Here is a 23,511-nt window from a genome sequence, read left to right as displayed (position 1 = left end):
ACCAGCCGTCTACCTCACGAGACATCCTCCAGCGCGGCCGCGATGGCCGGCGGAAGGGTGAGCTCCTCCGTTCCCAGCACCGACTTCAGCTGCATCGCCGTCCGGGCCCCGACGATCGCCGCCGTCACGCCCGGCCGGTCCCGGACCCAGGTCAGCGCGACCTCGAGCGGGCTCCAGCCGAGGCCGTCGGCCGCCCGGGCCACCGCCTCCACGATGCCCGACCCGCGCCCGTCGAGGTAGGGGTCGACGAATCTGGACAGATGCTGAGACGCCGCCCGGGAGTCCGCCGGGATGCCGGTTCGGTACTTCCCAGTCAACACGCCCCGCCCAAGCGGCGACCACGCCAGTACGCCGATGCCCAGACCGCCGGCGGCGCGGATCGCGTCCGCCTCGGCGTCGCGGGCCAGCAACGAGTACTCCACCTGGTTGGACACCGGGACCGCGCGGCCCGGCCAGGCCTGCTGCCAGGTGACCGCGCGGGCCGACTTCCAGCCCGCGTAGTTCGAGACGCCGACGTAGCGGACCTTGCCGGAGTTGACCGCGTGGTCGAGCGCCGACAGCGTCTCCTCCAGCGGGACGTCGTCGGACCAGGTGTGCAGCTGCCACAAATCGATGTGATCGACGTTCAGCCGCCGCAGCGAGCCCTCCAGATCGCGGAGCAGGGCGCCGCGCGAGGTGTCGGTGATCCGCTCCCCGCGCCGCACGCTGAAGCCGGCCTTGGTCGCGATCACCAGGTCGTCGCGGTCGACGACGTCGCCGAGCAAGGTGCCGATCAGGCGCTCGCTGTCACCGTCCCCGTACGCCGCCGCGGTGTCGACCAGGGTCCCGCCCGCCGCCACGAAGGCGGCGAGCTGCTCACGGGCCTCGTGCTCATCGGTGTCCCGGCCCCAGGACATGGTGCCCAGGCCGAGCCGGCTCACCGCCAGACCACTGTGACCGAGATAGCGCTGCTGCATGAAACCGAGCCTATTGCGAGCGACCGGGAACGGCTCGTTAGGCTCGCCTGTCATGCGACTCGGACTCAACATCGGCTTCGTGCTCGGTGGCGACGACCATCTGGATCATCTGAGGCTGGTGAGGGAGGCCGAACGGCTCGGGTTCTCGGTCACCTGGGCCGCGGAGGCGTACGGCTCGGACGCCGTCACGCTGCTGAGCTGGATCGCCGCCCAGACCTCGACCATCGACGTCGGCGCCGGCGTGCTGCAGATCCCGGCCCGCACCCCGGCGATGACCGCGATGACCGCGGCCACCCTGGACCGGCTGTCCGGCGGCCGGTTCCGGCTCGGCCTCGGGGTGTCCGGGCCGCAGGTGTCCGAGGGCTGGCACGGCGTCCGGTTCGGCAAGCCGCTGGAGCGGACCCGCGAGTACGTCGAGATCGTGAACGCCGCGCTGCGCCGCGAGACGATCAACTACGAGGGCAAGCACTTCACGCTGCCGCTGCCGGACGGGCCGGGCAAGGCGCTCAAGCTGTCCACCCGCCCGTTGCGCGATCACGTGCCGGTGTACCTTGCGGCGGTCGGGCCGAAGAACCTCGAACTGGCCGGCGAGATCGCCGACGGCTGGCTCGGCATCCTGAACGACCCCGCCTACCTGGGAGAACAGTTGAACCACATCCGGACGGGCCGGGCTCGTGCCACCGGTCCTGGCCGCGAACCCGGCCCGGAGCTGGACGGCTTCGACGTGGTCGCGACCGTGCCGGTGATGACCGGCGACGACCTGCAGGCCGCCGCCGACCCGATCCGCGGCTACACCGCGCTGTACGTCGGCGGGATGGGCAGCCGGGAGAAGAACTTCTACAACCAGCTCGCGGTCCGGATGGGCTACGCCGACGCGGCCGCAGAGGTCCAGGACCTCTACCTGGCCAAGAAGCACCGCGAGGCGATGGCCGCGGTGCCGTTCGGCTTCATCGACGCGATCTCCCTGCTCGGCGACAAGGCCCGGATGGCCGACAAGCTCACGGCGTACGCCGAAGCCGGTGCGACGACCGTCGCGCTGACCCCGTTCGCGTCGACCGTGGACGAGCGGATCGCCGCTCTGCGCACGGTGTCCGAGGCGCTCGAGCTCGCCGGGATCGGTGACTGAGTGTCGATCTGGGACGCCATCATCCTCGGCATCGTCGAGGGCCTCACCGAGTTCCTGCCGGTCTCCAGCACCGGTCACCTCACGATCACCTCGAAGATCCTCGGCCAGCAGATCGACGATCCGGCCATCACGGCCTTCACCGCGGTGATCCAGTTCGGCGCGATCGCGGCGGTCGTGCTGTTCATGTGGACGGACATCCGCACCTACGCCGTGGCCTGGTTCAAGGGCCTGCGGCACCCGGAGTACCGGGGTGAGTTCGACCACCGGATGGGCTGGTTCGTGATCGTCGGCTCGCTGCCGATCTGCGTGGTCGGCTTCCTCGGCCGCAGCATCATCTCCGGCCCGCTGCGCAGCATGTGGTGGGTCGCGGGATCGCTGATCGTCTGGTCGTTTTTCATGGTCGCCGCCGAACGGCTCGGCAGCAAAGCCCGGCCGCTGACCCGGATCACGCTGCTCGACGCGATCGTGATGGGCGTCGTGCAGTGCCTCGCGCTGATCCCGGGGGTGTCCCGTTCAGGGGCCACCATCACCGCCGGTCTGTTCCGCGGCCTGGACCGGGTCGCCGCCACGAAGATGGCGTTCCTGCTCGGCATCCCGGCGCTGGTCGGCGCGGCGGTCTTCGAGCTGCCGCACGCGCTGGACGGCAGCGTCGGCGTCGTCCCGGTGATCGTCGGCGTGGTCGTCAGCTTCGTCGTCGGCTACGCATCGGTCGCCTGGCTGATCAAGTTCGTCGCCAAGCACACCACCGAGGTGTTCGCGTTCTACCGGATCCTGCTCGGCATCGTGATCCTGATCCTGCTGGCCACCAGCACGATCACCGCCACCTAGCCGGTCGGCCCGCCATCGACCGGGCCTCGGACACCCACTGGGGACCGCGGACAGGAAATACCCTGTCCACGGTCCCAGGTTGGTGTCCGGGGTGCCGGCGTCGGTGAGTTCAGAGCCAGCCGGCGCGGCGGAAGCCGGCGTACATGGTGGTGCAGACGACAACCATGAAGGCCAGGCAGGCGTAGTAGCCGTAGTACCAGCGCAGTTCGGGCATGTTGCCGAAGTTCATGCCGTAGATGCCGGCGATCATCGTCGGGGCGGCGGCGATCGCGACCCAGGCCGAGATCCGGCGCATGTCGTCGTTCTGCTGGACCGAGACGCGGGCCAGGTGCGCGTTCAGGGCCGAGCTCAGCAGGGTGTCCAGCGCGTCGGTCTGGTCGGAGACCCGGATCACGTGGTCGGCGACGTCGCGGAAGAACGGCGCCGCCTCCTTGCTGACCAGCGGGACCGAGCCGTGCGCGAACGCCTCCATCGGGTCGCGCAACGGGCCGATCGCGCGCCGCATCTCCAGCACCTCGCGCTTGAGCAGGTAGATCCGCTCGGCGTCGCTGGTCCGGTCGGGGGAGAACACCGAGCTCTCCACCTCGTCGACGTCGATCTCGACCTGCTCGGCGACCGACTCGTAGCCGTCGACAACCGAGTCGCAGATCGCCCACAGCACGGCGGCCGGGCCGTGACCGAGCACCGACGCGCGTTCCTCCAGCTCCTGGCGGGCGGTGGTCAACGGCGCGCCTTCACCGTGCCGGACGGTGACCACGTACCGCGGCCCGACGAAGACGCTGACCTGGCCGGTCTCGACCGCGTCGCCCTCGTCGACGTACCAGAGTGTGCGCAGGACGACGACCACCGAGTCGCCGAACCGCTCGACCTTCGGCCGCTGGTGGGCCTTGAGCGCGTCCTCGACCGCCAGCGGGTGCAGGCCGAACAGCTGCTGCACCCGGGCCAGCTCGTGCGCGGTCGGCTCGTGCAGGCCGACCCAGCCGAAGCTCCCGCCGTCGTCGTCGATCGCCTCGGCCACCGTCTCCGGGTCGGCCGGCAGGTCCTTGCGCTCACCTTCGGCGTACACGCCGCAGTCGACGATCACACCGACCATCATGGCACCGGGCTTGTCCCGACCGGATAACGTGCGGTCTATGCCCACGGTGATTCTGGTTCGGCACGGCCGCAGCAGTGCCAACACATCCGGCGTGCTGGCCGGCCGGACCCCCGGTGTGAAGCTCGACGACACCGGCGTGCGGCAGGCCGCCGCGGTCGCCGAGCGGCTGGCCGGGCTGCCGCTGGCCGCGATCGTCACCTCGCCGCTGGACCGCTGCAAGCAGACCGCCGCCGCGATCGCGAAGCACCACCCCGAGTTGCGTCCGGCAACGGATCGCCGGCTGACCGAGTGCGGGTACGGCGACTGGACCAACCAGAAGATCAGCACGCTGGCCAAGGACCCGTTGTGGACCGTCGTGCAGCAGCACCCGTCGGCGGTGACCTTCCCGAACGGCGAGTCGATGCGCGGCATGCAGCAGCGCGCGGTCGACGCGATCCGGGCCCACGACGCCGCGCTGGCGGCCAGTCACGGCCCGACCGCGCTGTGGGTCGCGGTGTCGCACGGCGACGTGATCAAGGCGATCGTCGCCGACGCGCTCGGCCAGCACCTGGACACCTTCCAGCGGATCGTCGTCGACACCGCCAGTACGACGATCATCAGCTACACCCCGACCCGCCCGTTCCTGGTCCGGCTGAACGACTCCGGCAGCGAACTGGCCTCGCTGGTGCCGCCGCCACCGAAGGCGAAGAAGGGCAGCCGCAAGTCCGCCGTACCGTCCTCCGACGCTGTCGTCGGCGGCAGATAGGGTCTGAGGTATGGCGCGCGTAGTGCATTCGTACGACGACCCGGACCGGTTCGTCGCCGGCACCGTCGGAGAACCCGGTGCCCGGACGTTCTTCCTGCAGGCCCGGTCGGGCACCCGGCTGACCTCGGTGGCCTGTGAGAAGGAACAGGTGATGGCGCTCGCGGAGCGGCTCGACGTGATGCTGGACGAGGTGGCCCGGCGGTTCGACCGGGAGCCGGCTCCGCAGGTCGGGGTGGACGACACCGATCCGCTCGAGCAGCCGATCGAGGAGGAGTTCCGGGCCGGCACGATGACGCTGGCCTGGGAGGCCGATTCCGAGCGCGTGGTGATCGAGGTGTTCGCGGTCGTCACCGGCGAGCAGGCCGAGCTGGAGGAGGCTGACCCGGTCGCCGCGGCGCTGGAGTCGGAGGACTCCGAGGTGTTCATCGTCCGGATCAGCGAGGAGCAGGCCCGCGCGTTCGCCCGCCGGGCGGTCGCGCTGGTCGCGTCCGGCCGGCCGAGCTGCCCGTTCTGCGGCCGCCCGATCGACCCGGAGGGCCACATCTGCCCGCGCGCCAACGGCTACCGCAGGCACGTCCGCGAATGATCGGCCGATGAATCCCGACCTGCTCGCGCGCGGTGAGCTGTCCCTGACCGGGCGCCTGATGGCCGCGTCGAACGGTACCTTCCAGGGCACGGTCAGCCTGGACGGCGAGACCGCGACGGTCGTCTACAAGCCGGTCCAGGGCGAGCGCCCGCTGTGGGACTTCCCCGACGGCACGCTGGCCCAGCGCGAGTACACGGCGTACGTCGTGTCCGAGGCGCTCGGCTGGTCCGTCGTACCGCCGACGCTGCTGCGCGACGGGCCGCTCGGCGAGGGCATGGTGCAGCTGTGGATCGACGAGGCCGAGCTGCCACCCGGTGAGACCGAGCTGGTCGACATCGTGCCGCAGGGCCGGGTGCCCGCGGGCTGGGTCGGCGTGCTGGACGCGCTCGACGGACGGCACAACCCGGTCACGCTCGTGCACGCCGACAACGAGCAGCTGCGCCGGATGGCGGTGTTCGATGCCGTGGTCAACAATGCCGACCGCAAGGGCGGCCACGTGCTGAACCCCGGTGACGGCCGGGTCTTCGGCGTCGACCACGGCGTGACGTTCAACGCCGACGACAAGCTGCGCACGGTGCTGTGGGGCTGGGCCGGTGAGCCGGTCCCGAGTGAGCTGCTCGACGACGTCCGCAAGCTCGCGGACGGCCTGGCCGGTGCGTTGGGGCAGCAGCTGTGCGAGCTGATCACGTCGGTCGAGCTGTCCGCGACGCGGGAGCGCTGTGCGACGTTGCTGAAGACCGGGACCTTTCCGTTCCCGAGCGACGACTGGCCGGCGATCCCTTGGCCCGCCTTCTAGAGCGGTTGCTTCTAGGCCGGTTGCTCTTGGGCCGGTTGTGAGTAGGCGCTCGGGCTGGTGCCGCGCTCGCGCTTGAAGGCGGTGCTGAAGCTGAACGCGTCGGCGTACCCGACCCGGCGGGCGACCGCGGCGACGGTCGCGTCGGGCTCGGTGAGCAGATCGGCGGCCAGCGACATCCGTAGGTCGGTGAGGTAGGTCAGCGGCGGCTCACCGACGAGCTCGGTGAAGCGGCGGGCGAGCGTCGTGCGGGAGACGTTGGCCAGTCGCGCCAGCGAGGCCAAGGTCCAGGACGCCGCCGGTGTGGTGTGCAGCGCTTGCAGGACCGGGCCGACGGTGGGGTCGCCGACGGCGCGGTACCACGGTGGCATGGTCTGCTCGAACCAGTCGCGGATCGCGCAGACGAGGAGCCAGTCGATCAGGCGGTCGAGCACGACCCGCTGACCGTGCGCCCCGGCCACGATCCGCTCCTCGAGGTAGTCCCGCAGCGGCGAACAATCGTGATCCGACGCCACGACGAGCGCCCGCGGCAGTTCGCGGAGGAGCCGCGCGGGTACGTCGGCCCGCACGTGCGCCGCGCCGGCGAGCAGCACCGTGCCGCCGGCCGTCTCGTCGTACGGCGCCTTGGCACCCAGCACGGTGCCGTCGCAGAGCACGTCGACGACCGGGCCTTCGCGTGCGGGGTCGTCGGTGACGACGAACGGCGCGGCACCGCGGACGACCGCCGTGTCGCCGGGCTGGACCAGCAGTGGGGTGTCGTCGGCGACGATCCACGCCTCGCCGCGCAGCGGGGCGATCAGGGTGAGCGCCGCGCCGTCGGTGAAGCGCAGAGCGTAGGGAGCGGCGAGCACCGGCGTACCGAGGACGGATCCGTCGGCGCGGATGCCGCGGAGCAGATCGTCGAGAGGTTCCACCCGACCACGATAGGCAGGTCGCGGGCCGCGTGGGCGCGGATGGGACGCACGGACATGGGGTCCGGACGCTCGCCCATGGGGACGGCCTGCCCGCCGGGATTGACTCGGGCCATGACGATATTGGTGCTGGGAGCAACCGGTAAGACGGGGCGGCGGATCGTCCCCTGGCTGCGGGCGGACGGCGTCGAGGTCCGGGCCGCGTCGAGGTCGGGGGAGACCCGGTTCGACTGGGACGACCGGTCGACGTGGGCGGACGCCGTCCGGGATGTGACGGCGGTCTACGTGGTCGCGCCGGAGGAGCCCGCGGTGATCGAGCCGTTCGTGACCGAGGCGGTCGCCGCCGGAGCCGGCCGGTTCGTCGTCCTGTCCGGGCGGGGGATCGACCGGGCCGCGGAGGCGATGGGGCCGCAGGCGGACGGGTCGCCGGGGGTGTTCGGTCCGGGCATGGTCGAGGCCGAGCGGGCGGTCGCGGCGTCGGGTGCGGAGTGGACGGTGCTGCGGGCCAACAACTTCGATCAGAACTTCTCCGAGGACGTCTGGGCGGCGCCGGTCGCGGCCGGGCGGCTGGCGCTGCCGATGGGTGCGGTGGGGGAGCCGTTCGTCGACGTCGAGGACGTGGCCGAGGTGGCGGCCGCGGTGCTCACCCAGGACGGGCACGCGGGCCGGATCTACGACGTGTCCGGGCCGGAGTCGCTGACCTTCGCCGAGGCGACCGAGGTGATCGGCGCGTTGACCAAGCCGATCGAGTACGTCGAGCTGACGCCCGAGCAGTACGTCGAGGAGCTGGTGGCCGAGGGGTATCCGGGCGAGTTCGTGCAGACGCTCGACGCGATGTTCACGATCATGCGGGCCGGGCATCTGAGCGAGCCGGCCGACGGCGTCGAGCAGGTGCTGGGACGCCGGCCGGGCAGCTTCGCGGCGTACGCCGAGCGGGTTTTCGGGGGCTGACCGTCAACGAGAGGTCGAGGGTGATGCGGGGTCGACGGTGAGACCCGGAAAAGGCCCGGAGGACCGGAGAGTGGAACCTCCGGGCCGGCCCGGTTCGCTGACTGGATAGGCTCCGTCCCATGCAGGCGTGGACGAATCCAGATATCCCGGTCGTACCCGGGCCGGCCCGGCGTCTTCGCCTCTACGACACCGCGTCCGGCGGTTTGGTCGAGGTGCCGCCCGGCGACGACGGCACGGCCCGGATGTACGTCTGCGGCATCACGCCGTACGACGCGACCCACATGGGCCACGCGGCGACGTACGTGACCTTCGACCTGATCAACCGGCTCTGGCGCGACGCCGGGTACGCCGTGCACTACACGCAGAACATCACCGACGTCGACGACCCGCTGCTGGAGCGCGCGACCGCCACCGGGGTCGAGTGGACCGACCTGGCCGAGCGGGAGATCCAGCTGTTCCGCGACGACATGACCGCGTTGCGGGTGATCCCGCCGCAGGAGTACGTCGGCGTGGTCGAGTCGATCCCGCTGGTGGTCGAGCGGATCGCGGAACTGCAGGCGGCGGGCGCGGTCTACGACGTCGACGGCGACCTGTACTTCGCGGTGAAGGCGGACCCGGCGTTCGGCAGCATCTCGTCGTACGACGCCGAGACGATGCGGGCGCTGTTCGCCGAGCGCGGTGGCGACCCGGACCGCGACGGCAAGCGGGACCCGCTGGACTGCCTGGTCTGGCAGCGCGAGCGGCCCGGCGAGCCGGCGTGGGACTCGCAGTTCGGCCGCGGCCGGCCCGGCTGGCACATCGAGTGCTCGGCGATCGCGCTGCACTACCTCGGTATGACGATCGACGTGCAGGGCGGTGGGTCGGACCTGATCTTCCCGCACCACGAGATGTCGGCGAGCGAGGCGCAGTGCGCGACGGGGCAGTACCCGTTCGCGCGGGCGTACGTGCACCAGGCGATGGTCGGCCTGGACGGCGAGAAGATGTCGAAGTCGAAGGGCAACCTGGTCCTGGTGTCGCGCGAGCGCCAGGCCGGCTCGGATCCGATGGCGATCCGGATGGCGCTGCTCGCGCACCACTACCGGACCGAGTGGTTCTGGACCGACTCCGACCTGCTCGACGCGCAGAACCGGCTGGATGTCTGGCGCGGCGCGATCACCCGCGGCACCGGTCCTGACGGCGCGGCGGCCGTCGACGCGCTGCGGGCCGCGCTGACCAACGACCTCGACACCGCGGCGGCTCTCGCGGCCGTCGACGCGTGGGCCGAGTCCAACGGCGACGACCCCGAGTCGGCCGCCCTGGTCGCCCAGGCCGTCGACGCCCTGCTCGGCATCAAGCTCTAGCTCGCTCAGCCGCGATCGTTCACCGGCGCGCCGCCCGCGACCCGGGTGTGCGTCCGCGCCGCCGGACGGCGGTCAGGCGGTGCTGTACGCCTTCGTCGCGTCGTCGGCGGCGCGGGCGGTGAGGCGGTAGCGGCCGGGGGACTGGCCCCGGTCGCGGCTGAAGGCCCGGCTGAACGCGTACGCCGAGGTGTAGCCGACCGAGCGGGCGATCGAGTCCAGGGTGTCGGTGGTGTCGCGCAGACGCCGGGCGGCGAGGTCCATCCGCCACTGGGTGAGGTAGGCGCCGGGCGCCTGGCCCGTCGTACTGGCGAAGCGGCGGGTGAGTGTCGCGCGGGAGACCCCGAGCTCGGCCGCGAGTAGCTCGGTCGTCCACGGCCGGGCCGGATCGGCGTGCAGCTTGGTCAAGGCGGCGCTGAGCAGCGGATCGTCGAGTACGCCGAACCAGGTGTCCTTCGCTTCCTCCGGGCGGCGCGCGAGCCAGACGCGGAGGAATTGGATCAGCAGGATGTCGACCATCCGATTCAGAACGACGGCGGTGGCGAGCTGCGGATAGGCCAGCTCGCGAGCCAGCAGCCGGACCGAGTCGTCGAGGCAGCTCGCGCCGTCGACCGCCGGGAGATGCACGACTTCCGGAAGCTGGGACAGCACCTGGGTGGAGACGGCCGGATCGTGCGAGTACGTCGCGGCGAGCAGGTGGCTGTGGACCTCGCCGCTGCCGAACCGCAGCACGTCGCCGGTGAGCCGGGCATGCGCGGCGGCGGCCGCGTCACACTGGGGAGCCTTGGCGCCGGGGGTGCTGCCGATCGTGTGGCCGGCACCGGTCGGCAGGAGGACGACGTCGCCCGGCAGCAGTCGCAGCGGCTCGTGCCCCGGCACCATGAGCCAGGCGGAACCGGTCGTGAGCGCGTAGAACGCCGCGCCCGGTATGTCGTTCCAGGTCAGCGCCCAGGGCTCGGCGCCCTCGACCCGGGCACCGAGGGCGCCTCGCACCCCTCCGACAGCGAGCACATCCGCGAGCAGGTCCATGCGGCAACAGTAGCTCGCGTGCACCAAGCGGTTATCAATCTGCGCCGAATGATCATCGTGAGGTGCAGGTGCTGGTTCCTACCGTGGTCTCACCAACCACCACGAACGAGGAGTTCAGCTGTGAAACTGTCCGGAAGCACCGCCCTGGTCACCGGCGCCAACCGCGGCCTCGGCCGGCACTTCGCCGCCGCCCTGCTGGAGCGCGGCGCGACGAAGGTCTACGCCACCGCCCGCAGGCCGGAGCAGGTCGACCTGCCCGGTGTCGAGGTGCTGCCGCTCGACATCACCGACCCCGACGCGATCGCGGCCGCCGCTCGTGCCGCCGGGGACGTCGACGTCCTGATCAACAACGCCGGCATCACGACGCCGCAGCCGCTGATGACCGGTGATCTCGGCGAGATCCGCCGCGAACTCGACACCCACTTCTACGGCACGCTGTCGATGATCCGCGCCTTCGCGCCGGTGCTCGGTGCCAACGGCGGCGGCGCGATCGTCAACCTGCTCTCGGTGCTGTCCTGGCGGACGTTCGCCGGCTCGGGCGGGTACGCCGCGGCGAAGGCGGCCCAGTGGAGCCTGACCGACAGCACCCGGCTGGAGCTCGCCGGCCAGGGCACGCTGGTCACCGGCGTGATCCTCGGCGCGACCGACACCGACATGATGGCGGCCTGGGACGTGCCGAAGAACGATCCGGCCGAGGTGGTCCGGACCGTTCTCGACGGAGTCGAGCAGGACCTGCTGGAGGTCCTCGCCGACGACGCGGCGGTCGCGACCAAGGCAGCCCTGTCGGGCGATGTGCGAGCGAGGTACCCCGAGCTGTCCTGACGCCAGGCCCGGTCAGCCGGTGACCGGATGGTGGGTCTTGACCGGCGTCGGCACCGGCGCGGGAGGCGGGAAGCCGACGTCGGTCGACGGCACCAGGGTGGGCCGGTCGGTCGGCTTCGGGGTCGGCTTGGCCGCGGCGGCCGGCTTGGCGCAGGTGGCCGACGCGAGCCGGATCACCTGGGCGCCGTCACCGAGGTTGATGGTCAGGCCGGTGATCGTGAACGAACCGTCCGCGCGCTGCGTCTGCTCGTTGACGGTGATGGTGGCCAGCGGCGCGGCGGGGATGACCGTGCCCTGCTCGGTGCTCGGGACCTGGATGCGCTGACCGAGCAGGGTCAGCGAGCCGATGTCGACCCCGCCGCGGTCGCCGGCGCACCAGACGTTGACCGAGTCGATGCCGAGCACCGAGCTGGGCGGCGTGAGCAGCAGGTCGCACAGCTGGGGGAGGTTCTTCGCCGGTAGGTCGCCCGTGGTCAGGTCCGGCAGCGGCAGGCCGAGGTCGGGCAGCGGGAGATCCGGCACCGGCAGGTCCTCGGCGCCCGTGGCCGGGAGGGAAGCGCAGGACTTCTTCAGGTCCGGCGGCAGCTTCACCTGGTCGAGAGCGCCCTTGCCGACGGTCACGTCGAGCAGCTCGACCGCGGCCTTGTCGTTGCCGGCCGTGACAGTCGCGGTCCGGGCCGACAGCAGCGCGTTCTTGGGCAGCTCGAACGCCGAGGAACTGCGCTCGCGCCCGTACCGCGACTCGACGTACGGGGTCTTGGTGATCGGGACCTGCCCGTCGGCGCCGATCGCGTACGCCGAGGACGGCCGGTCGGCCGCGTTGCCGGCCGGGGCGCTGGCCACCACCGTCAGGGCCACCAGCCCGGCCACAGCCGCGGCCGTCAACGTCGTCGGCACGATGTTTCGTCGCATCTGGGAGATCCTCACCCTCGGAATCACTTGCTGTCGATCAAGACGAGCGTCCCGAGCGGGACGCGTTGCAGACGCCTCAGCGCGGTCTGCGGTACGCGGACACAACCGGCGCTGACCGCCGCGCCGAAGACATCGGGCCGGGGCCAGCCGTGGATCGCGACCGTGCCGGGACCGCCGCCGAACGTGTCGAACGTCGGGCTGTGCGCCCCGAGCGGCAGCACCACCGGGGAGGCCGAGCGTTTCGGGTCGACGATCGACCCGAGCAGGAAGGTCCGCCCGGGCGGCGTCGGTGTCTTGCGCGCGCCCACTCCGGCCTTCCACTTCCCGAGCCGCTTGCCCCGCTCGAACAGCTCGAGCGTGCGCGACCCGGTGTGCACGCGGATCAGGTACGGCGAGGAGGCTTGCTCGAGGTCTTCCTCCTGGAGCCATCCGGTCGACCGGTTCGGCTTCGACGGCAACAGCACCCGTACCCAGCCGTCGGTCCGCTCCACCACCGGCAGCCAGGTCGCCCCGAACTGCGTCGGCCCGATCTTGGCGAACGGTTCCGCGTCCGGCGCCGAGTAGACGGCCGTCTCCTCGCGAGGATGTACCACCACTCCGTCGGTCCCGGCGAAGGGCTGGTTGTCCAGCGGTGCGGCGCTGATCGTGGCGTGGGTCGACGAGGCGGCCAGCGTGGTCAGGTCGATGTCGGGCGTGCCGTCGTCGAGCAGCGCGAACACCCCGGCGCCACCCAGCAGCGCGAGCACGGCAAGCGCCGGGACGGAACTACCACCCCGCTGGTTCCGTGCTGCCCTGCCCATTTCCGCTCTCCGTCGTCCCTCGGCGGCTGCCGTCGCCCGACGAGAATAGGACGATTGCGATGGTTACGCCACAGTATGTGACCCCTGCTGCCGCCGATAGGCATCGGCGATCTCGTCGCTGGTGGTCAGCCAGACGTCCGGCTGGGCGGCCAGGTACTTCAGCGCGAGGTCCAGGTACTTCGCGCGGAACGGCTGGCCGATGACGAACGGATGCAGCGCCAGCGCCATCACCCGGCCGCTGTGCTCGGAGTCGGCCCGCAGTACGTCGTACTGGTCCTTGACCATCTGCAGGAAGTCGGGGCCGGTCAGGCCGCGCAGGAACAGGCCGAGGTCGTTCAGCTCGACCGTGTACGGGACGCTGAGCATGCCGGGGACGTTGAGGTGGTACGGCTGGTCGTCGTTGGTCCAGTCGAGCACGTAGCCGAAGCCGAGTTCGGCGAGCAGCTCCGGGGTGTGGAAGGTTTCGGTGAGCGCCGGGCCCATCCAGCCCTTCGGCCGTTGACCGGTGGCGGACTCGATGGTGTCCGCGATGTCGGCCAGGACCTTGCGTTCCTCGTCGCGCTCGTAGCCGGCGTGCAGGATCGAGTTGGTCGAACCGTGCGCCAGCCAGGCCCAGTCGCGCTCGACGCCGGCGCGGATGATCTGCGGGTTGTGCTCGGCCACCGTCGAGTTGAGCAGCGTGCTGGCCCGGATCCCGTGCCGGTCGAGGATGTCGATCGTCCGCCAGATCCCGACCCGCGCGCCGTAGTCCCGCCAGCCGTGGTTGAGCGCGTCGGGCACGACGTCGAGCGGCCAGATGCTGGTGGACGGCCGGTCGACGAGGAAGTGCTCGACGTTGAGACCGACGTAGAACGCGACCCGCTTGCCGTCCGGCCAGCTGATCGCGGGGCGCTCGGTGATGGGGCTGTAGTCGAAGAGTTCGAGTGTCATGCCGTCACGGTAAAATCTGACGTCAGTGTCAGGTTCAAGTCCGTTCGGGAGGTTCGTGCCCATGCGCATCGGAGAACTGGCCGTGCGGACCGGCGTCAGCGAGCGGTCCCTGCGGTACTACGAACAGCAGGGCCTGCTGGTGTCCGACCGCACGCCCGGCGGCCAGCGCACCTACTCCGAGCGCGCCGTCGACCGCGTGATCCTCGTCCAGGAGCTGTACGCCGCCGGCCTCAACAGCCGCAAGATCGCCGAGCTCCTGCCGTGCATGCGCGACCCCGACGGCGCCCCGAACGAACGCGCCACCCCGAAACTGGTCACCGAGCTCACCGCCGAACGCGACCGCATCGACCAGCGCATCGCCGCCCTCCTGACGTCCCGCTCCGTGCTCGACGAGGTCATCACCACCGCCAGCCGCGAACTGTGAGCTCAGTCGACGACGTGTCACCTGACGAATTCCCGCCACGCATCGATCGACACCGCAGAGGTCTCCGCATGCTTGCCCGGGAACCCGATCAGCTGCTTGCCGGGTGAACCCAGCAGCTCGAAGAGCGCGAGCTGTCCCGCTCGCGGGAACAGTTCGTCGTCCCACTGCACGTGGTACAGCACCGGCACGGTGATCCCGGGCGCGTCCTCGGCCAAGCGCGGTCCCATGTCGATCTCCGCGGGCATCCCGGCGGGCTGCTGCATCCCGTACTTGCCGAGCACCGCACACCGCAGCCGCGAACCCGCCGCCGCCACGAACGGCAGGCCGAAGCGGGTGCCCATCGACAGCCCGAGGTAGGCGACGCGGTCGCCGTCGACGTCGTCCAAGGCGGTCACCGCATTCAAGGTCGCGAGCCAGTCGGCCACCATGCCGTCGGTGACCTTCGCGATCCCGGTGTCGGCCATCCGGCGCTGGTAGTCAGCGCCGGGCGCGAGCGCGCGGTCGCCGTGGTACGGGCCGTCGATCGCGACGGCGGCTGCGCCGGCCTCGGTCGCGAACCACCGGGCGAGGTCGAGCTGACGTTTCCCTCGTTTGTGGCCACTGCCGCCGTGGCCCAGCAGGACCAGCGGCGGCAAGCCGTTGACCCGCTCGGGTGACCACATGACCCCAGGGACAACGTGCTCGTCCCGAAGCAGCTGGAAGGGCCGCTCGGTGACGCCCTCCTCGGTGGTCGGTGGGCCGGTCCAGTGCAGCGTCGCCTACTCCGGGTGGTTCTTGTTGCGGCGGCGGAGGTAGCGCTCGAACTCGGCGGCGATGGCGTCGCCGGAGGCCTCGGGGAGGTCGGTCGTGTCGCGTTGTTCCTCGAGGGTGGCGACGTACTCGGCGACCTCGGGGTCCTCCTCGGACAGCTCGTCGGCGCCGCGCTGCCAGGCGCGGGCCAGCTCGGGCAGTTCGCCTTCGGGGATCGGCAGGTCCAGCAGCGCCTCGACCTTGCCCAGCAGCGCCAGCGACGCCTTCGGGCACGGGCTGCCGGCGATGTAGTGCGGGATCGCGGACCAGATCGACACCGCCGGTACGCCGAGCGCGCCGCACAGATCGGCGAAGACGCCGGTGATGCCGGTGGGCCCCTCGTACGTCGAAGGCTCCAGGCTCCACGACGCCGTCAGCTCCGGGTCCGACGACGAAGCGCTGACCGGGATCGGCCGGGTGTGCGGGGAGTCGGCGAGCAGCGCACCCAGTACGACGACCAGCTGGGCGTTCGACTCGTCGACCAGCGCGAGCAGCTCGCGGCAGAAGGTGCGCCAGCGCATGTTCGGCTCGATGCCGCGGATCAGCAGGACGTCACGGTCGGTGTCGGCCGGGCGGGCCAGGAAGACCCGGGTGGTGGGCCACGTGAGGCGCCGTACGCTGTCGTCGTCGAACCCGACGGTGGGGCGGTTGACCTGGAAGTCGTAGTAGTCCTCGGGGTCGATCGCGGTGACCAGTTCGGCGTCCCACTGCTCGATCAGGTGGTCCACCGCCCCGGTGGCCGCGTCGGCCGCGTCGTTCCAGCCCTCGAACGCGGCGATCACGACCGGGTCCCGCAGGTTCGCGAGGTCGACCACTCGCCACCCCCTGTCCTACTCGTCTCCCGGCACGGGTTCGTACCGGACTGCCAGCCTACGTCTCCGGCGTGCACGGTGCGTGGCCTGGGCGTCCGGTTTCACGCGCAGCGGAACTACCGGCGGGACCGACTAAAATTCGAGCGACCCACGATTCCGCACGACCTGATCCGAGGAGAGTTTCCCTTGACGCTGCGCGCGGTGCTGTGGGACATGGACGGCACGCTGGTCGACACCGAGCCGGTCTGGGCCCGGGTGCAGATGGACCTGCTCGCCTCACTCGGCGCCCAGTGGACGCTGGAGGACTGCATCAGCCTGGTCGGCTCCGACCTGAGCGACGCGCTGGTCGCCTGGATGTCCCGGATCCCCGAGGGCGCGATCACCGCCGAGCAGCTGGCCGAGCGGATGTTCGGCCAGGTGCTGGAGTCGTTGAAGCAGGAGATCGAGTTCCGGCCCGGGGCACTGGAGCTGCTCCAGGCCTGCGTCAAGGAGGACGTCCCCTGCGCGCTGGTGTCGGCGTCGTATCGGGTGATGATCGACGCCGTGCTCGGGCACCTGCCCGACGACCTGTTCACGGTGATCGTCGCCGGTGACGAGGTGGAGCACGGCAAGCCGCATCCCGAGCCGTACCTGACCGCCGCCAAGGCGCTCGGCGTCGACCCGGCCGACTGCGTCGTGATCGAGGACTCCCCGGGCGGCACCGCGGCCGGTACGGCGGCGGGCGCGTTCGTCGTGGCCGTGCCGCAGTGGGTGACGATCCCGGAAGCACCGCGCCGGCTGATCGTCAAGTCCCTCGAGCCGCTGACCCCGGAGGCGCTGCGCGATCTGCTCCGCTGAGGCGCTACCGTCTTCTGCGTGCCCGCGGGGGCGGGACCGGGGACGAGAGGGTGGTTGTGGTGACGTTGTCCAAGCGCCGGGTGGTGGCGGTCGCGGTCGCCGGCGTACTGGCCGGATCGCTGGCGTCGTGCGGCGACAAGACCGGTGGCTCGGCGCCGCAGCAGACCGGTGAGCCGCAGCGCCAGCTGACCTTCAAGGTCGCCACGACCGACACCGTGACCTCGCTCGATCCGGCCGGTCCGTACGAGATCGGTTCGCGCACTCTGCAGGCGAATTTGTACCAGACCCTGCTGACGATCACCGGCGACAAGCCGACTCCCGTGCCGGACGCCGCCGACTGCCAGTTCGACGCGCCGACGATCTACACGTGCAGCCTGAAGAGCGGACTGTCGTTCCCGAACGGGCATCCGCTGACCTCGTCGGACGTGAAGTTCAGCTTCGACCGGATGATGCGGCTGAAGACGCCGGGCGGGATCGCCGGGTTGTTCGGTTCGATCGCCGCGATCAGTACGCCGGACGAACTGACCGCCACCTTCACGCTGAAGAAGCCGGACGCCCGGCTGCCGTACCTGCTGACCACCACGGCCGCGTCGATCGTCGACGAGGAGATCTACCCGGCCAACAAGTTGCTCGGGGCAAATGCTGTCGGCAGCGGCCCGTACGAGCTGACGGCGTACAAGCCGGGGGTGAGCGCGGCGCTGACAAAGTTCAAGAAGTACAAAGGCCCGCGGGCCGCGCAGAACGACGGCATCGACCTCACCCTGCTGCCGGACTCGGCCGCGCTCAGCGACGCCGTCACCACCGGCAAGGCCGACCTCGCCTTCCACGGCTTCGGCGCGACCGATCTGGACAAGCTGCGAGCCGGCGACAAGGTCCAGGTGGTCGAGGCGCCGTCGGCCGAGATCCGCTACTTCTCCTTCCACTTCAAGTCGGCGATTTCCCGCCGTCCCGCGGTACGGCGAGCGGTGGCGCAGCTGATCGACCGCTCCGCGATCGCGAAGAAGGCGTACGGCGACCAGGTGACCCCGCTGTACTCGGTGGTGCCGCCGGGGTTCGGTGGTCACGTCGACGCGTTCCGCGCGGAGTACAAGGAACCCAGCAAGGCGGCGGCCGCGACGATCCTGCGCGAGGGCGGGATCACCACGCCGGTCCCGCTGACGCTCGGCTGGACGCCCACCCGGTACGGCGCCGGCGCGAAGGCGGAGGTGACCGAGCTGAAGCGGCAGCTGGACGCGTCCGGTCTGTTCCGGGTGACGCTGCGCAGCGTGCCCTGGCCGCGCTACCAGCAGCTCGCCCGTGGCGGCGCCTTCGACCTGTACCACTCGGGCTGGCTGCCGGACTACCCGGACTCCGACGACTACCTGGTGCCGTTCGTCCGCGAGGGCGCGATCTACCAGAACGGTTACCGCTCGCAAACGGCGAACAAGCTGCTCGACCAGGAGGTCGCCGAGCAGAACCAATTGAAGCGCGAACAGGTGCTGGAGCAGGCGCAGGCTGTGATCGCCCATGACGCCCCGGTGATTCCCGGATGGCAGGGTCGGCTGACAGTGGTGGCCGGTAAAGAGATCAAAAATCCAACCAGTATCCTCAATCCGCTGTCTTACCTGACCTTCTCGACATTACGGAAGTAACTGTCCGGAAGCTCTGCGCGACCCAGAGATCTGTCCACGATACGGGACGATCTCCACGGCATCACGATCGGGCAACGCCTAGTTTGCGCGTTTGACTCCGGCCGGTTCTGGCGGCAGGTTAAGGCGGCAGCCATGTCCGGTTTCGGCCGGTCACCACCACAAGGCAGGGGAACACAACGCGTGAGCACGCCACTCGAGGTCGAACCCGGATCGTCGTCGGCGCAGCCGGAAGCCGTTCTCGAGGGCGTCCGCAAGATCGAGGGCCGCTCGCTGTGGCAGATCTCCTGGATGCGGCTGAAGCGTGACAAGGTCGCCCTGGCCGGTGGCGCGGTCGTCCTGCTGCTGATCGTGGTCGCGATCTTCGCCCCGCTGATCTGCAAGATCATCGGCGTCACTCCGAACGACTTCCACCAGGACCTGGTCGACCCCTCGCTGCAGACGCCGATCGGCAAGTGGAACGGCATCAGCGCCGACCACCCGCTGGGGATCGAGCCGGTCAACGGCCGCGACATCTTCGCCCGGATCGTGTACGGCGCCCGGATCTCGCTGCTGATCGCGTTCCTGGCCACGCTGCTGTCGGTGGTGATCGGCACCGTGATGGGCATCGTGGCCGGCTACTTCGGCGGCTGGGTGGACACGCTGATCAGCCGTTTGATGGACATCTTCCTGGCCTTCCCGCTCGTGCTGTTCGCGCTGGCGCTGGTCGGCGCGATCCCGGACTCGGTGCTCGGGCTGTCCGGTGACCCGCTGCGGGTGGCGCTGATCGTGTTCATCATCGGGTTCTTCAGCTGGCCCTACATCGGCCGGATCATCCGCGGCCAGACGCTGTCGCTGCGCGAGCGTGAGTTCGTCGACGCCGCCCGCAGCCTCGGCGCCCGCCGGCCGTACATCCTGTTCACCGAACTGCTGCCGAACCTGATCGCGCCGATCCTGGTCTACGCGACGCTGCTGATCCCGACCAACGTCCTGTTCGAGGCGGGTCTGTCCTACCTCGGCGTCGGCGTTCGCCCGCCGACCGCCAGCTGGGGCGACATGCTGTCGATCGCGGCGAACTGGTACCAGGTCGCGCCGCTGTACATGGTCCCGCCCGGCCTGGCCATCTTCATCACGGTGCTGGCCTTCAACCTGTTCGGCGACGGGCTGCGGGACGCACTCGACCCACGCTCGCGCTAAGACTTCTTCCCAACCAGGGAGCCTGGCTCTCACGAAAAAAGGGGTGCAACAAAAGATGAGATGGAATCGCATCACGACGGCCACCGCCGTCAGTGCGGCCGTCGCGTTGAGCCTGGTGGCTTGCGGGGGCAGCGGGAACGGCTCCGGAGGGTCGGGCGGCGGCAGTGGCAGCGGTGACGCCACCAAGGCCGAGGCGAACGCGGCGCTGACCAAGGTGTTCAACCCGAGCGACAAAAAGGGTGGCACGCTCCGGATGGCCATCACCGAGAAGTGGGACTCCACCGACCCCGGTGACACCTACTACGGCCTGTCCTGGAACCTGGTGCGCAACTACGTCCGGCCGCTGATGGTGTTCAAGTCGGCGCCGGGCCAGGAGGGTACGGAGGTCGTTCCGGACCTCGCCGAGGCCGCGGGTGTGCCGAGCAACGACGCCAAGACGTGGACCTACAAGATCCGCAAGGGCGTGAAGTTCGAGGACGGCACCGAGGTCAAGGCGCAGGACGTCAAGTACGCCGTCGCCCGCTCGCTGGACAAGGCGACGCTGCCGAACGGCCCGACGTACTTCAACGACTTCCTGCTGGACGTGCCGAAGGGCTACAGCGTCTACAAGGACCCGACGCTGGCCGGGGTCGCCAAGGCGATCGAGACGCCGGACGACTACACGATCGTGTTCCACCTGAACAAGTCGTTCTCCGGCTTCGACTACTTCGCCCAGCTGCCGGCCACCGCGCCGGTGCCGAAGGCCAAGGACAACGGGTCGAAGTACCAGCTGCACCCGATCTCGACCGGCCCGTACAAGTTCGAGAGCCACGACCCGAACAAGGGTCTGACGCTGATTCGCAACGACCAGTACGACCCGGCGACCGACCCGAACTCGGGCCGTAAGGCGCTGCCGGACAAGATCACCGTGGCCTACAACGTCAACGGTGCCGACATCGACAACCGGCTGCAGGCCGGCGACCTCGACGTCGACATCGCCGGTACCGGCGTGCAGGCCGAGACCCAGGCCAAGCTGCTGGCGAACCCGGAGCTCAAGGCGCACACCGACAACGTGCCGGCGCCGCGGCTGAACTTCACCGTGTTCAACAGCGAGGTCAAGCCGCTGGACAACATCGACTGCCGCAAGGCGATCCTGTACGCCGCCGACCACGAGGGTTACCAGCGCGCGTACGGCGGTCCGGTCGGTGGCGACATCGCCACCAACATGATGCCGCCGCTGGTCACCGGCGCGGAGAAGTTCGACACCTACGGCTTCGAGGCCGACAAGAACGGCAACGTCGACAAGGCCAAGGAAGCGCTGACGGCGTGCAAGCTGCCGAACGGCTTCAGCACCAACATCGCCTACCGGGCCGACCGGCCGAAGGAGAAGGCGGTCGCGGAGTCGCTGCAGCAGTCGCTGAAGCGGGTCGGCATCAACGTCACCCCGAAGGGCTTCCCGACCGGTGACTACACCAAGCTGTACGCCGGCAAGCCGGACTACGCCAAGGCCAACAACCTCGGCATGATCGTCTACAGCTGGGGTGCGGACTGGCCGGACGGCTTCGGCTTCCTGAGCCAGATCGTCGACAGCCGGACCATCCGGGCCACCGGTGGCAACACCAACCTGGGCATCCGGATCCCGGAGGTCGACCAGCTGGTCGACAAGGCGCTGGTGACCACCGACAAGGCCGAGCGCGAGAAGATCTGGGTCGACGTCGACAAGAAGGTCATGGAGCAGGCGGCGGTGCTGCCGGGCATCTGGGCCAAGGGTCTGCTGTACCGGCCGGACACCCTGGCGAACGTGTACGTGAGCGACAGCCAGAACATGTACGACTACGCCGGCATCGGTGTGGCCCAGAAGTAGTTCTCGGTTGCCCTGACCAACATTCCGCAGCAGAGGTAGGTGAAGGCTGACGGTGGCCGGTGATCAGCGATGATCACCGGCCACCACGCCGAGCACGGTGTTCGCATATCTGGTCCGCCGGGTGATCGGAGCAGTAGTCCTGCTCTTCATCGTCACGGCAGTCACGTTCTCGATCTTCTTCCTGGTTCCCAAACTCGGCGGCGCGAGCGCCGACGATCTGGCCTCGCGCTACGTCGGCAAGAGCGCGGGCGCGGAGCAGATCCACGAGACCGCAGTCAGGCTCGGCTTCACCGACCCTCTCTACGAGCAGTACGGCCGCTTCCTCAAGGGCCTGTTCGTCGGGCAGGAGTACAACTACGGCCCGGCGACGGAGCACTGCCCCGCGCCGTGCTTCGGCTACTCCTTCCTGACCCAGCAACCGGTCTGGCCGGACCTGGTCGACCGACTACCGGTGACCGCGTCACTGGCCTTCGGTGCGGCGTTCATCTGGCTGGTCACCGGAGTCGGTACCGGCATCGTCTCCGCGCTCAGACGCGGGTCGGCGCTGGACCGGTCGCTGATGTCGGTGGCGCTGGCCGGTGTCTCGCTGCCGATCTTCTTCACCGGTCTGCTGTCGCTGTCGATCTTCAGCTACGGCCTCGGCTGGACGGCGCAGGGCGGCACGAACCCGATGGACGCGGCCAATCCCGCCTGGTGGGCCTACGACCTGATCCTGCCGTGGGTCACGCTCGCCTTCCTGTACGCCGCGGCGTACGCACGACTGACCCGGGCCGGCATGCTCGAGACGATGAACGAGGACTTCGTCCGGACCGCCCGGGCCAAGGGCCTGACCGAGCGGACCGTCGTGATGAAGCACGGACTGCGGTCCGCGCTGACGCCGATCCTGACCATCTTCGGCCTCGACCTCGGTCTGCTGCTGGGTGGCGCGATCCTGACCGAGACGACGTTCTCACTGCCGGGCATCGGCCAGTACGCCGTCATCGCGCTGCGTGCCAACGACCTTCCCAAGGTGCTCGGCGTGACGCTGGTGGCCGCGTTCTTCATCGTGCTGGCGAACCTGATCGTCGATCTCCTGTACGCCGTCGTCGACCCGAGGGTGCGAATCTCGTGACCGAATCCCAAGCCCCCGTCCAGCGGATCGAGCGGGGCGAGGCGTTCCTCGACGTCCGCGATCTCAAGGTGCACTTCCCGACCGACGACGGCGTGGTCAAGTCGGTCGACGGGATCTCCTTCCAGCTCGAGCGCGGCAAGACGCTCGGCATCGTGGGGGAGTCCGGGTCCGGCAAGAGCGTCACCAGCCTGTCGATCATGGGGCTGCACAAGGCCGGCTCGGCCAAGATCACCGGTGAGGTCTTTCTCGACGGCCAGGACCTGATCTCGTCCAGCGCGGAGGAGGTCCGCAAGCTGCGCGGCAAGCGGATGGCGATGATCTTCCAGGACCCGTTGTCGGCGATGCACCCCTTCTACACCGTGGGCCACCAGATCATCGAGGCCTACCGGGTGCACAACGACGTCAGCAAGCAGGTCGCGCGCAAGCACGCGATCGCGATGCTCGACCGGGTCGGCATCCCGCAGCCGGACAAGCGGGTGGACGCCTACCCGCACCAGTTCTCCGGCGGTATGCGGCAGCGCGCGATGATCGCGATGGCGCTGTCGTGCGACCCCGACCTGCTGATCGCCGACGAGCCGACCACGGCGCTCGACGTGACCGTGCAGGCGCAGATCCTGGACCTGATCCGGGACCTGCAGAGCGAGTTCAACTCCGCGGTCATCATCATCACCCATGACCTTGGGGTGGTCGCCGAGCTGGCCGACGACATCCAGGTGATGTACGCCGGCCGCGCGATCGAGTACGGCAACGCCGACGACATCTTCGAGCGGCCGCAGCACCCCTACACCTGGGGTCTGCTCGGTTCGATGCCGCGGATCGACCGGGAGCGCACCGAGCGGCTGATCCCGATCAAGGGCAGCCCGCCCAGCCTGATCAACGTGCCGACCGGATGCCCGTTCAACCCGCGGTGCAATTACGCCCACCTGAACGGCGGCAGCAGCGAGACCGAACGGCCGGAGCTGCTGGACATCGGCGACGGCCACAAGGTCGCCTGCCACCTCTCCCCGGAGCAGCGCAGAACCGCGTGGGAGACCGACATTCTGCCGAAGCTGTGACCGGAACTGACGGA

At 69.9% G+C, this 23,511-nt stretch carries 24 protein-coding genes; 15 read left to right on the top strand and 9 right to left on the bottom strand.

Features of this window, described 5'->3' with window-relative positions:
- Window positions 1–14: 14 nt before the first annotated feature.
- Window positions 15–956, bottom strand: a complete 942-nt coding sequence (locus BWI15_RS10075; RefSeq protein WP_077014071.1) for an aldo/keto reductase — start codon at window positions 954–956, stop codon at window positions 15–17.
- Between the two features lie 52 nt (window positions 957–1,008).
- Between BWI15_RS10075 and BWI15_RS10070 the strand changes: the two genes are divergently transcribed.
- Both BWI15_RS10070 and BWI15_RS10065 read left to right on the top strand, forming a co-directional pair.
- On the top strand, window positions 1,009–2,082 hold the full coding sequence (locus BWI15_RS10070; protein WP_077014070.1) for an LLM class F420-dependent oxidoreductase: 1,074 nt from the start codon (window positions 1,009–1,011) through the stop codon (window positions 2,080–2,082).
- On the top strand, window positions 2,083–2,910 hold the full coding sequence (locus BWI15_RS10065) for an undecaprenyl-diphosphate phosphatase (protein ID WP_077014069.1): 828 nt from the start codon (window positions 2,083–2,085) through the stop codon (window positions 2,908–2,910).
- A gap of 109 nt (window positions 2,911–3,019) precedes the next feature.
- Here BWI15_RS10065 and corA read toward each other — a convergent pair whose 3' ends face one another.
- Window positions 3,020–4,006 carry a magnesium/cobalt transporter CorA gene (gene corA, locus BWI15_RS10060; RefSeq protein ID WP_083750658.1) on the bottom strand — a complete coding sequence of 329 codons (987 nt, stop codon included), beginning with the start codon at window positions 4,004–4,006 and terminating at the stop codon, window positions 3,020–3,022.
- Window positions 4,007–4,043: 37 nt separating this feature from the next.
- Between corA and BWI15_RS10055 the strand changes: the two genes are divergently transcribed.
- Genes BWI15_RS10055 through BWI15_RS10045 form a run of 3 tightly spaced genes read left to right on the top strand, consistent with a single transcriptional unit; the run spans window position 4,044 to window position 6,133 of the window.
- Window positions 4,044–4,751, top strand: a complete 708-nt coding sequence (locus tag BWI15_RS10055; RefSeq protein WP_077014068.1) for a histidine phosphatase family protein — start codon at window positions 4,044–4,046, stop codon at window positions 4,749–4,751.
- A 10-nt stretch (window positions 4,752–4,761) separates the two neighbouring features.
- Window positions 4,762–5,337, top strand: a complete 576-nt coding sequence (locus BWI15_RS10050; RefSeq protein ID WP_077014067.1) for a DUF3090 domain-containing protein — start codon at window positions 4,762–4,764, stop codon at window positions 5,335–5,337.
- A gap of 7 nt (window positions 5,338–5,344) precedes the next feature.
- Window positions 5,345–6,133 carry an SCO1664 family protein gene (locus tag BWI15_RS10045; protein WP_077014066.1) on the top strand — a complete coding sequence of 263 codons (789 nt, stop codon included), beginning with the start codon at window positions 5,345–5,347 and terminating at the stop codon, window positions 6,131–6,133.
- A gap of 11 nt (window positions 6,134–6,144) precedes the next feature.
- On the opposite strand, the gene BWI15_RS10040 is transcribed toward BWI15_RS10045, so the two are convergent.
- Window positions 6,145–7,044, bottom strand: coding sequence for an AraC family transcriptional regulator (locus BWI15_RS10040; protein WP_077014065.1), 900 nt, complete (start codon window positions 7,042–7,044; stop codon window positions 6,145–6,147).
- 111 nt (window positions 7,045–7,155) lie between these two features.
- Between BWI15_RS10040 and BWI15_RS10035 the strand changes: the two genes are divergently transcribed.
- Window positions 7,156–7,992 carry an NAD(P)H-binding protein gene (locus tag BWI15_RS10035; RefSeq protein ID WP_077014064.1) on the top strand — a complete coding sequence of 279 codons (837 nt, stop codon included), beginning with the start codon at window positions 7,156–7,158 and terminating at the stop codon, window positions 7,990–7,992.
- Between the two features lie 119 nt (window positions 7,993–8,111).
- On the top strand, window positions 8,112–9,332 hold the full coding sequence (gene mshC, locus BWI15_RS10030; RefSeq protein WP_077014063.1) for a cysteine--1-D-myo-inosityl 2-amino-2-deoxy-alpha-D-glucopyranoside ligase: 1,221 nt from the start codon (window positions 8,112–8,114) through the stop codon (window positions 9,330–9,332).
- A 72-nt stretch (window positions 9,333–9,404) separates the two neighbouring features.
- On the opposite strand, the gene BWI15_RS10025 is transcribed toward mshC, so the two are convergent.
- Window positions 9,405–10,358 (bottom strand): AraC family transcriptional regulator, encoded by a 954-nt coding sequence (locus tag BWI15_RS10025; protein ID WP_077014062.1) that lies wholly within the window; start codon window positions 10,356–10,358, stop codon window positions 9,405–9,407.
- 120 nt (window positions 10,359–10,478) lie between these two features.
- Between BWI15_RS10025 and BWI15_RS10020 the strand changes: the two genes are divergently transcribed.
- Window positions 10,479–11,180, top strand: coding sequence for an SDR family oxidoreductase (locus BWI15_RS10020; protein ID WP_077014061.1), 702 nt, complete (start codon window positions 10,479–10,481; stop codon window positions 11,178–11,180).
- 12 nt (window positions 11,181–11,192) lie between these two features.
- Here BWI15_RS10020 and BWI15_RS10015 read toward each other — a convergent pair whose 3' ends face one another.
- From BWI15_RS10015 to BWI15_RS10005, 3 genes are all read right to left on the bottom strand, one after another.
- The gene (locus tag BWI15_RS10015) at window positions 11,193–12,092 is read right to left on the bottom strand and encodes a choice-of-anchor P family protein (RefSeq protein WP_077014060.1); all 900 of its coding nucleotides are present in this window, start codon (window positions 12,090–12,092) and stop codon (window positions 11,193–11,195) included.
- A 23-nt stretch (window positions 12,093–12,115) separates the two neighbouring features.
- Window positions 12,116–12,892, bottom strand: a complete 777-nt coding sequence (locus BWI15_RS10010) for a L,D-transpeptidase (RefSeq protein WP_077014059.1) — start codon at window positions 12,890–12,892, stop codon at window positions 12,116–12,118.
- A 63-nt stretch (window positions 12,893–12,955) separates the two neighbouring features.
- Window positions 12,956–13,822 (bottom strand): polysaccharide deacetylase family protein, encoded by an 867-nt coding sequence (locus tag BWI15_RS10005; RefSeq protein ID WP_077014058.1) that lies wholly within the window; start codon window positions 13,820–13,822, stop codon window positions 12,956–12,958.
- Window positions 13,823–13,883: 61 nt separating this feature from the next.
- On the opposite strand from BWI15_RS10005, the gene BWI15_RS10000 reads away from it, so the two are divergent.
- Complete coding sequence (locus tag BWI15_RS10000) at window positions 13,884–14,246, top strand: MerR family transcriptional regulator (RefSeq protein WP_077014057.1); 363 nt, start codon at window positions 13,884–13,886, stop codon at window positions 14,244–14,246.
- Window positions 14,247–14,263: 17 nt separating this feature from the next.
- Here BWI15_RS10000 and BWI15_RS09995 read toward each other — a convergent pair whose 3' ends face one another.
- Together BWI15_RS09995 and BWI15_RS09990 are read right to left on the bottom strand one after the other, a co-directional pair.
- Window positions 14,264–14,908 (bottom strand): hypothetical protein, encoded by a 645-nt coding sequence (locus BWI15_RS09995; RefSeq protein WP_083750655.1) that lies wholly within the window; start codon window positions 14,906–14,908, stop codon window positions 14,264–14,266.
- A 96-nt stretch (window positions 14,909–15,004) separates the two neighbouring features.
- Window positions 15,005–15,850, bottom strand: coding sequence for a PAC2 family protein (locus BWI15_RS09990; RefSeq protein WP_077014055.1), 846 nt, complete (start codon window positions 15,848–15,850; stop codon window positions 15,005–15,007).
- 183 nt (window positions 15,851–16,033) lie between these two features.
- Between BWI15_RS09990 and BWI15_RS09985 the strand changes: the two genes are divergently transcribed.
- From BWI15_RS09985 to BWI15_RS09960, 6 genes are all read left to right on the top strand, one after another.
- Window positions 16,034–16,684 (top strand): HAD family hydrolase, encoded by a 651-nt coding sequence (locus BWI15_RS09985; protein ID WP_077014054.1) that lies wholly within the window; start codon window positions 16,034–16,036, stop codon window positions 16,682–16,684.
- 59 nt (window positions 16,685–16,743) lie between these two features.
- Window positions 16,744–18,315 carry an ABC transporter substrate-binding protein gene (locus BWI15_RS09980; RefSeq protein WP_077014802.1) on the top strand — a complete coding sequence of 524 codons (1,572 nt, stop codon included), beginning with the start codon at window positions 16,744–16,746 and terminating at the stop codon, window positions 18,313–18,315.
- Between the two features lie 180 nt (window positions 18,316–18,495).
- Window positions 18,496–19,488 (top strand): ABC transporter permease, encoded by a 993-nt coding sequence (locus BWI15_RS09975; protein ID WP_077014053.1) that lies wholly within the window; start codon window positions 18,496–18,498, stop codon window positions 19,486–19,488.
- 55 nt (window positions 19,489–19,543) lie between these two features.
- The gene (locus BWI15_RS09970) at window positions 19,544–21,331 is read left to right on the top strand and encodes an ABC transporter substrate-binding protein (protein WP_077014052.1); all 1,788 of its coding nucleotides are present in this window, start codon (window positions 19,544–19,546) and stop codon (window positions 21,329–21,331) included.
- 97 nt (window positions 21,332–21,428) lie between these two features.
- Entirely contained in the window at window positions 21,429–22,442 is a 1,014-nt protein-coding gene (locus BWI15_RS09965) for an ABC transporter permease (RefSeq protein WP_077014051.1), read from the top strand.
- On the top strand, window positions 22,439–23,497 hold the full coding sequence (locus BWI15_RS09960) for an ABC transporter ATP-binding protein (protein WP_077014050.1): 1,059 nt from the start codon (window positions 22,439–22,441) through the stop codon (window positions 23,495–23,497). Before BWI15_RS09965 ends, BWI15_RS09960 begins: the two co-directional genes overlap by 4 nt.
- Window positions 23,498–23,511: the final 14 nt, after the last annotated feature.

The sequence above is a fragment of the Kribbella sp. ALI-6-A genome, assembly GCF_001984195.1.
GTDB lineage: Bacteria > Actinomycetota > Actinomycetes > Propionibacteriales > Kribbellaceae > Kribbella.
The sequence above is the reverse complement of the archived record's forward strand: the minus strand, read 5'-3'. Positions and strand labels throughout refer to the sequence as shown.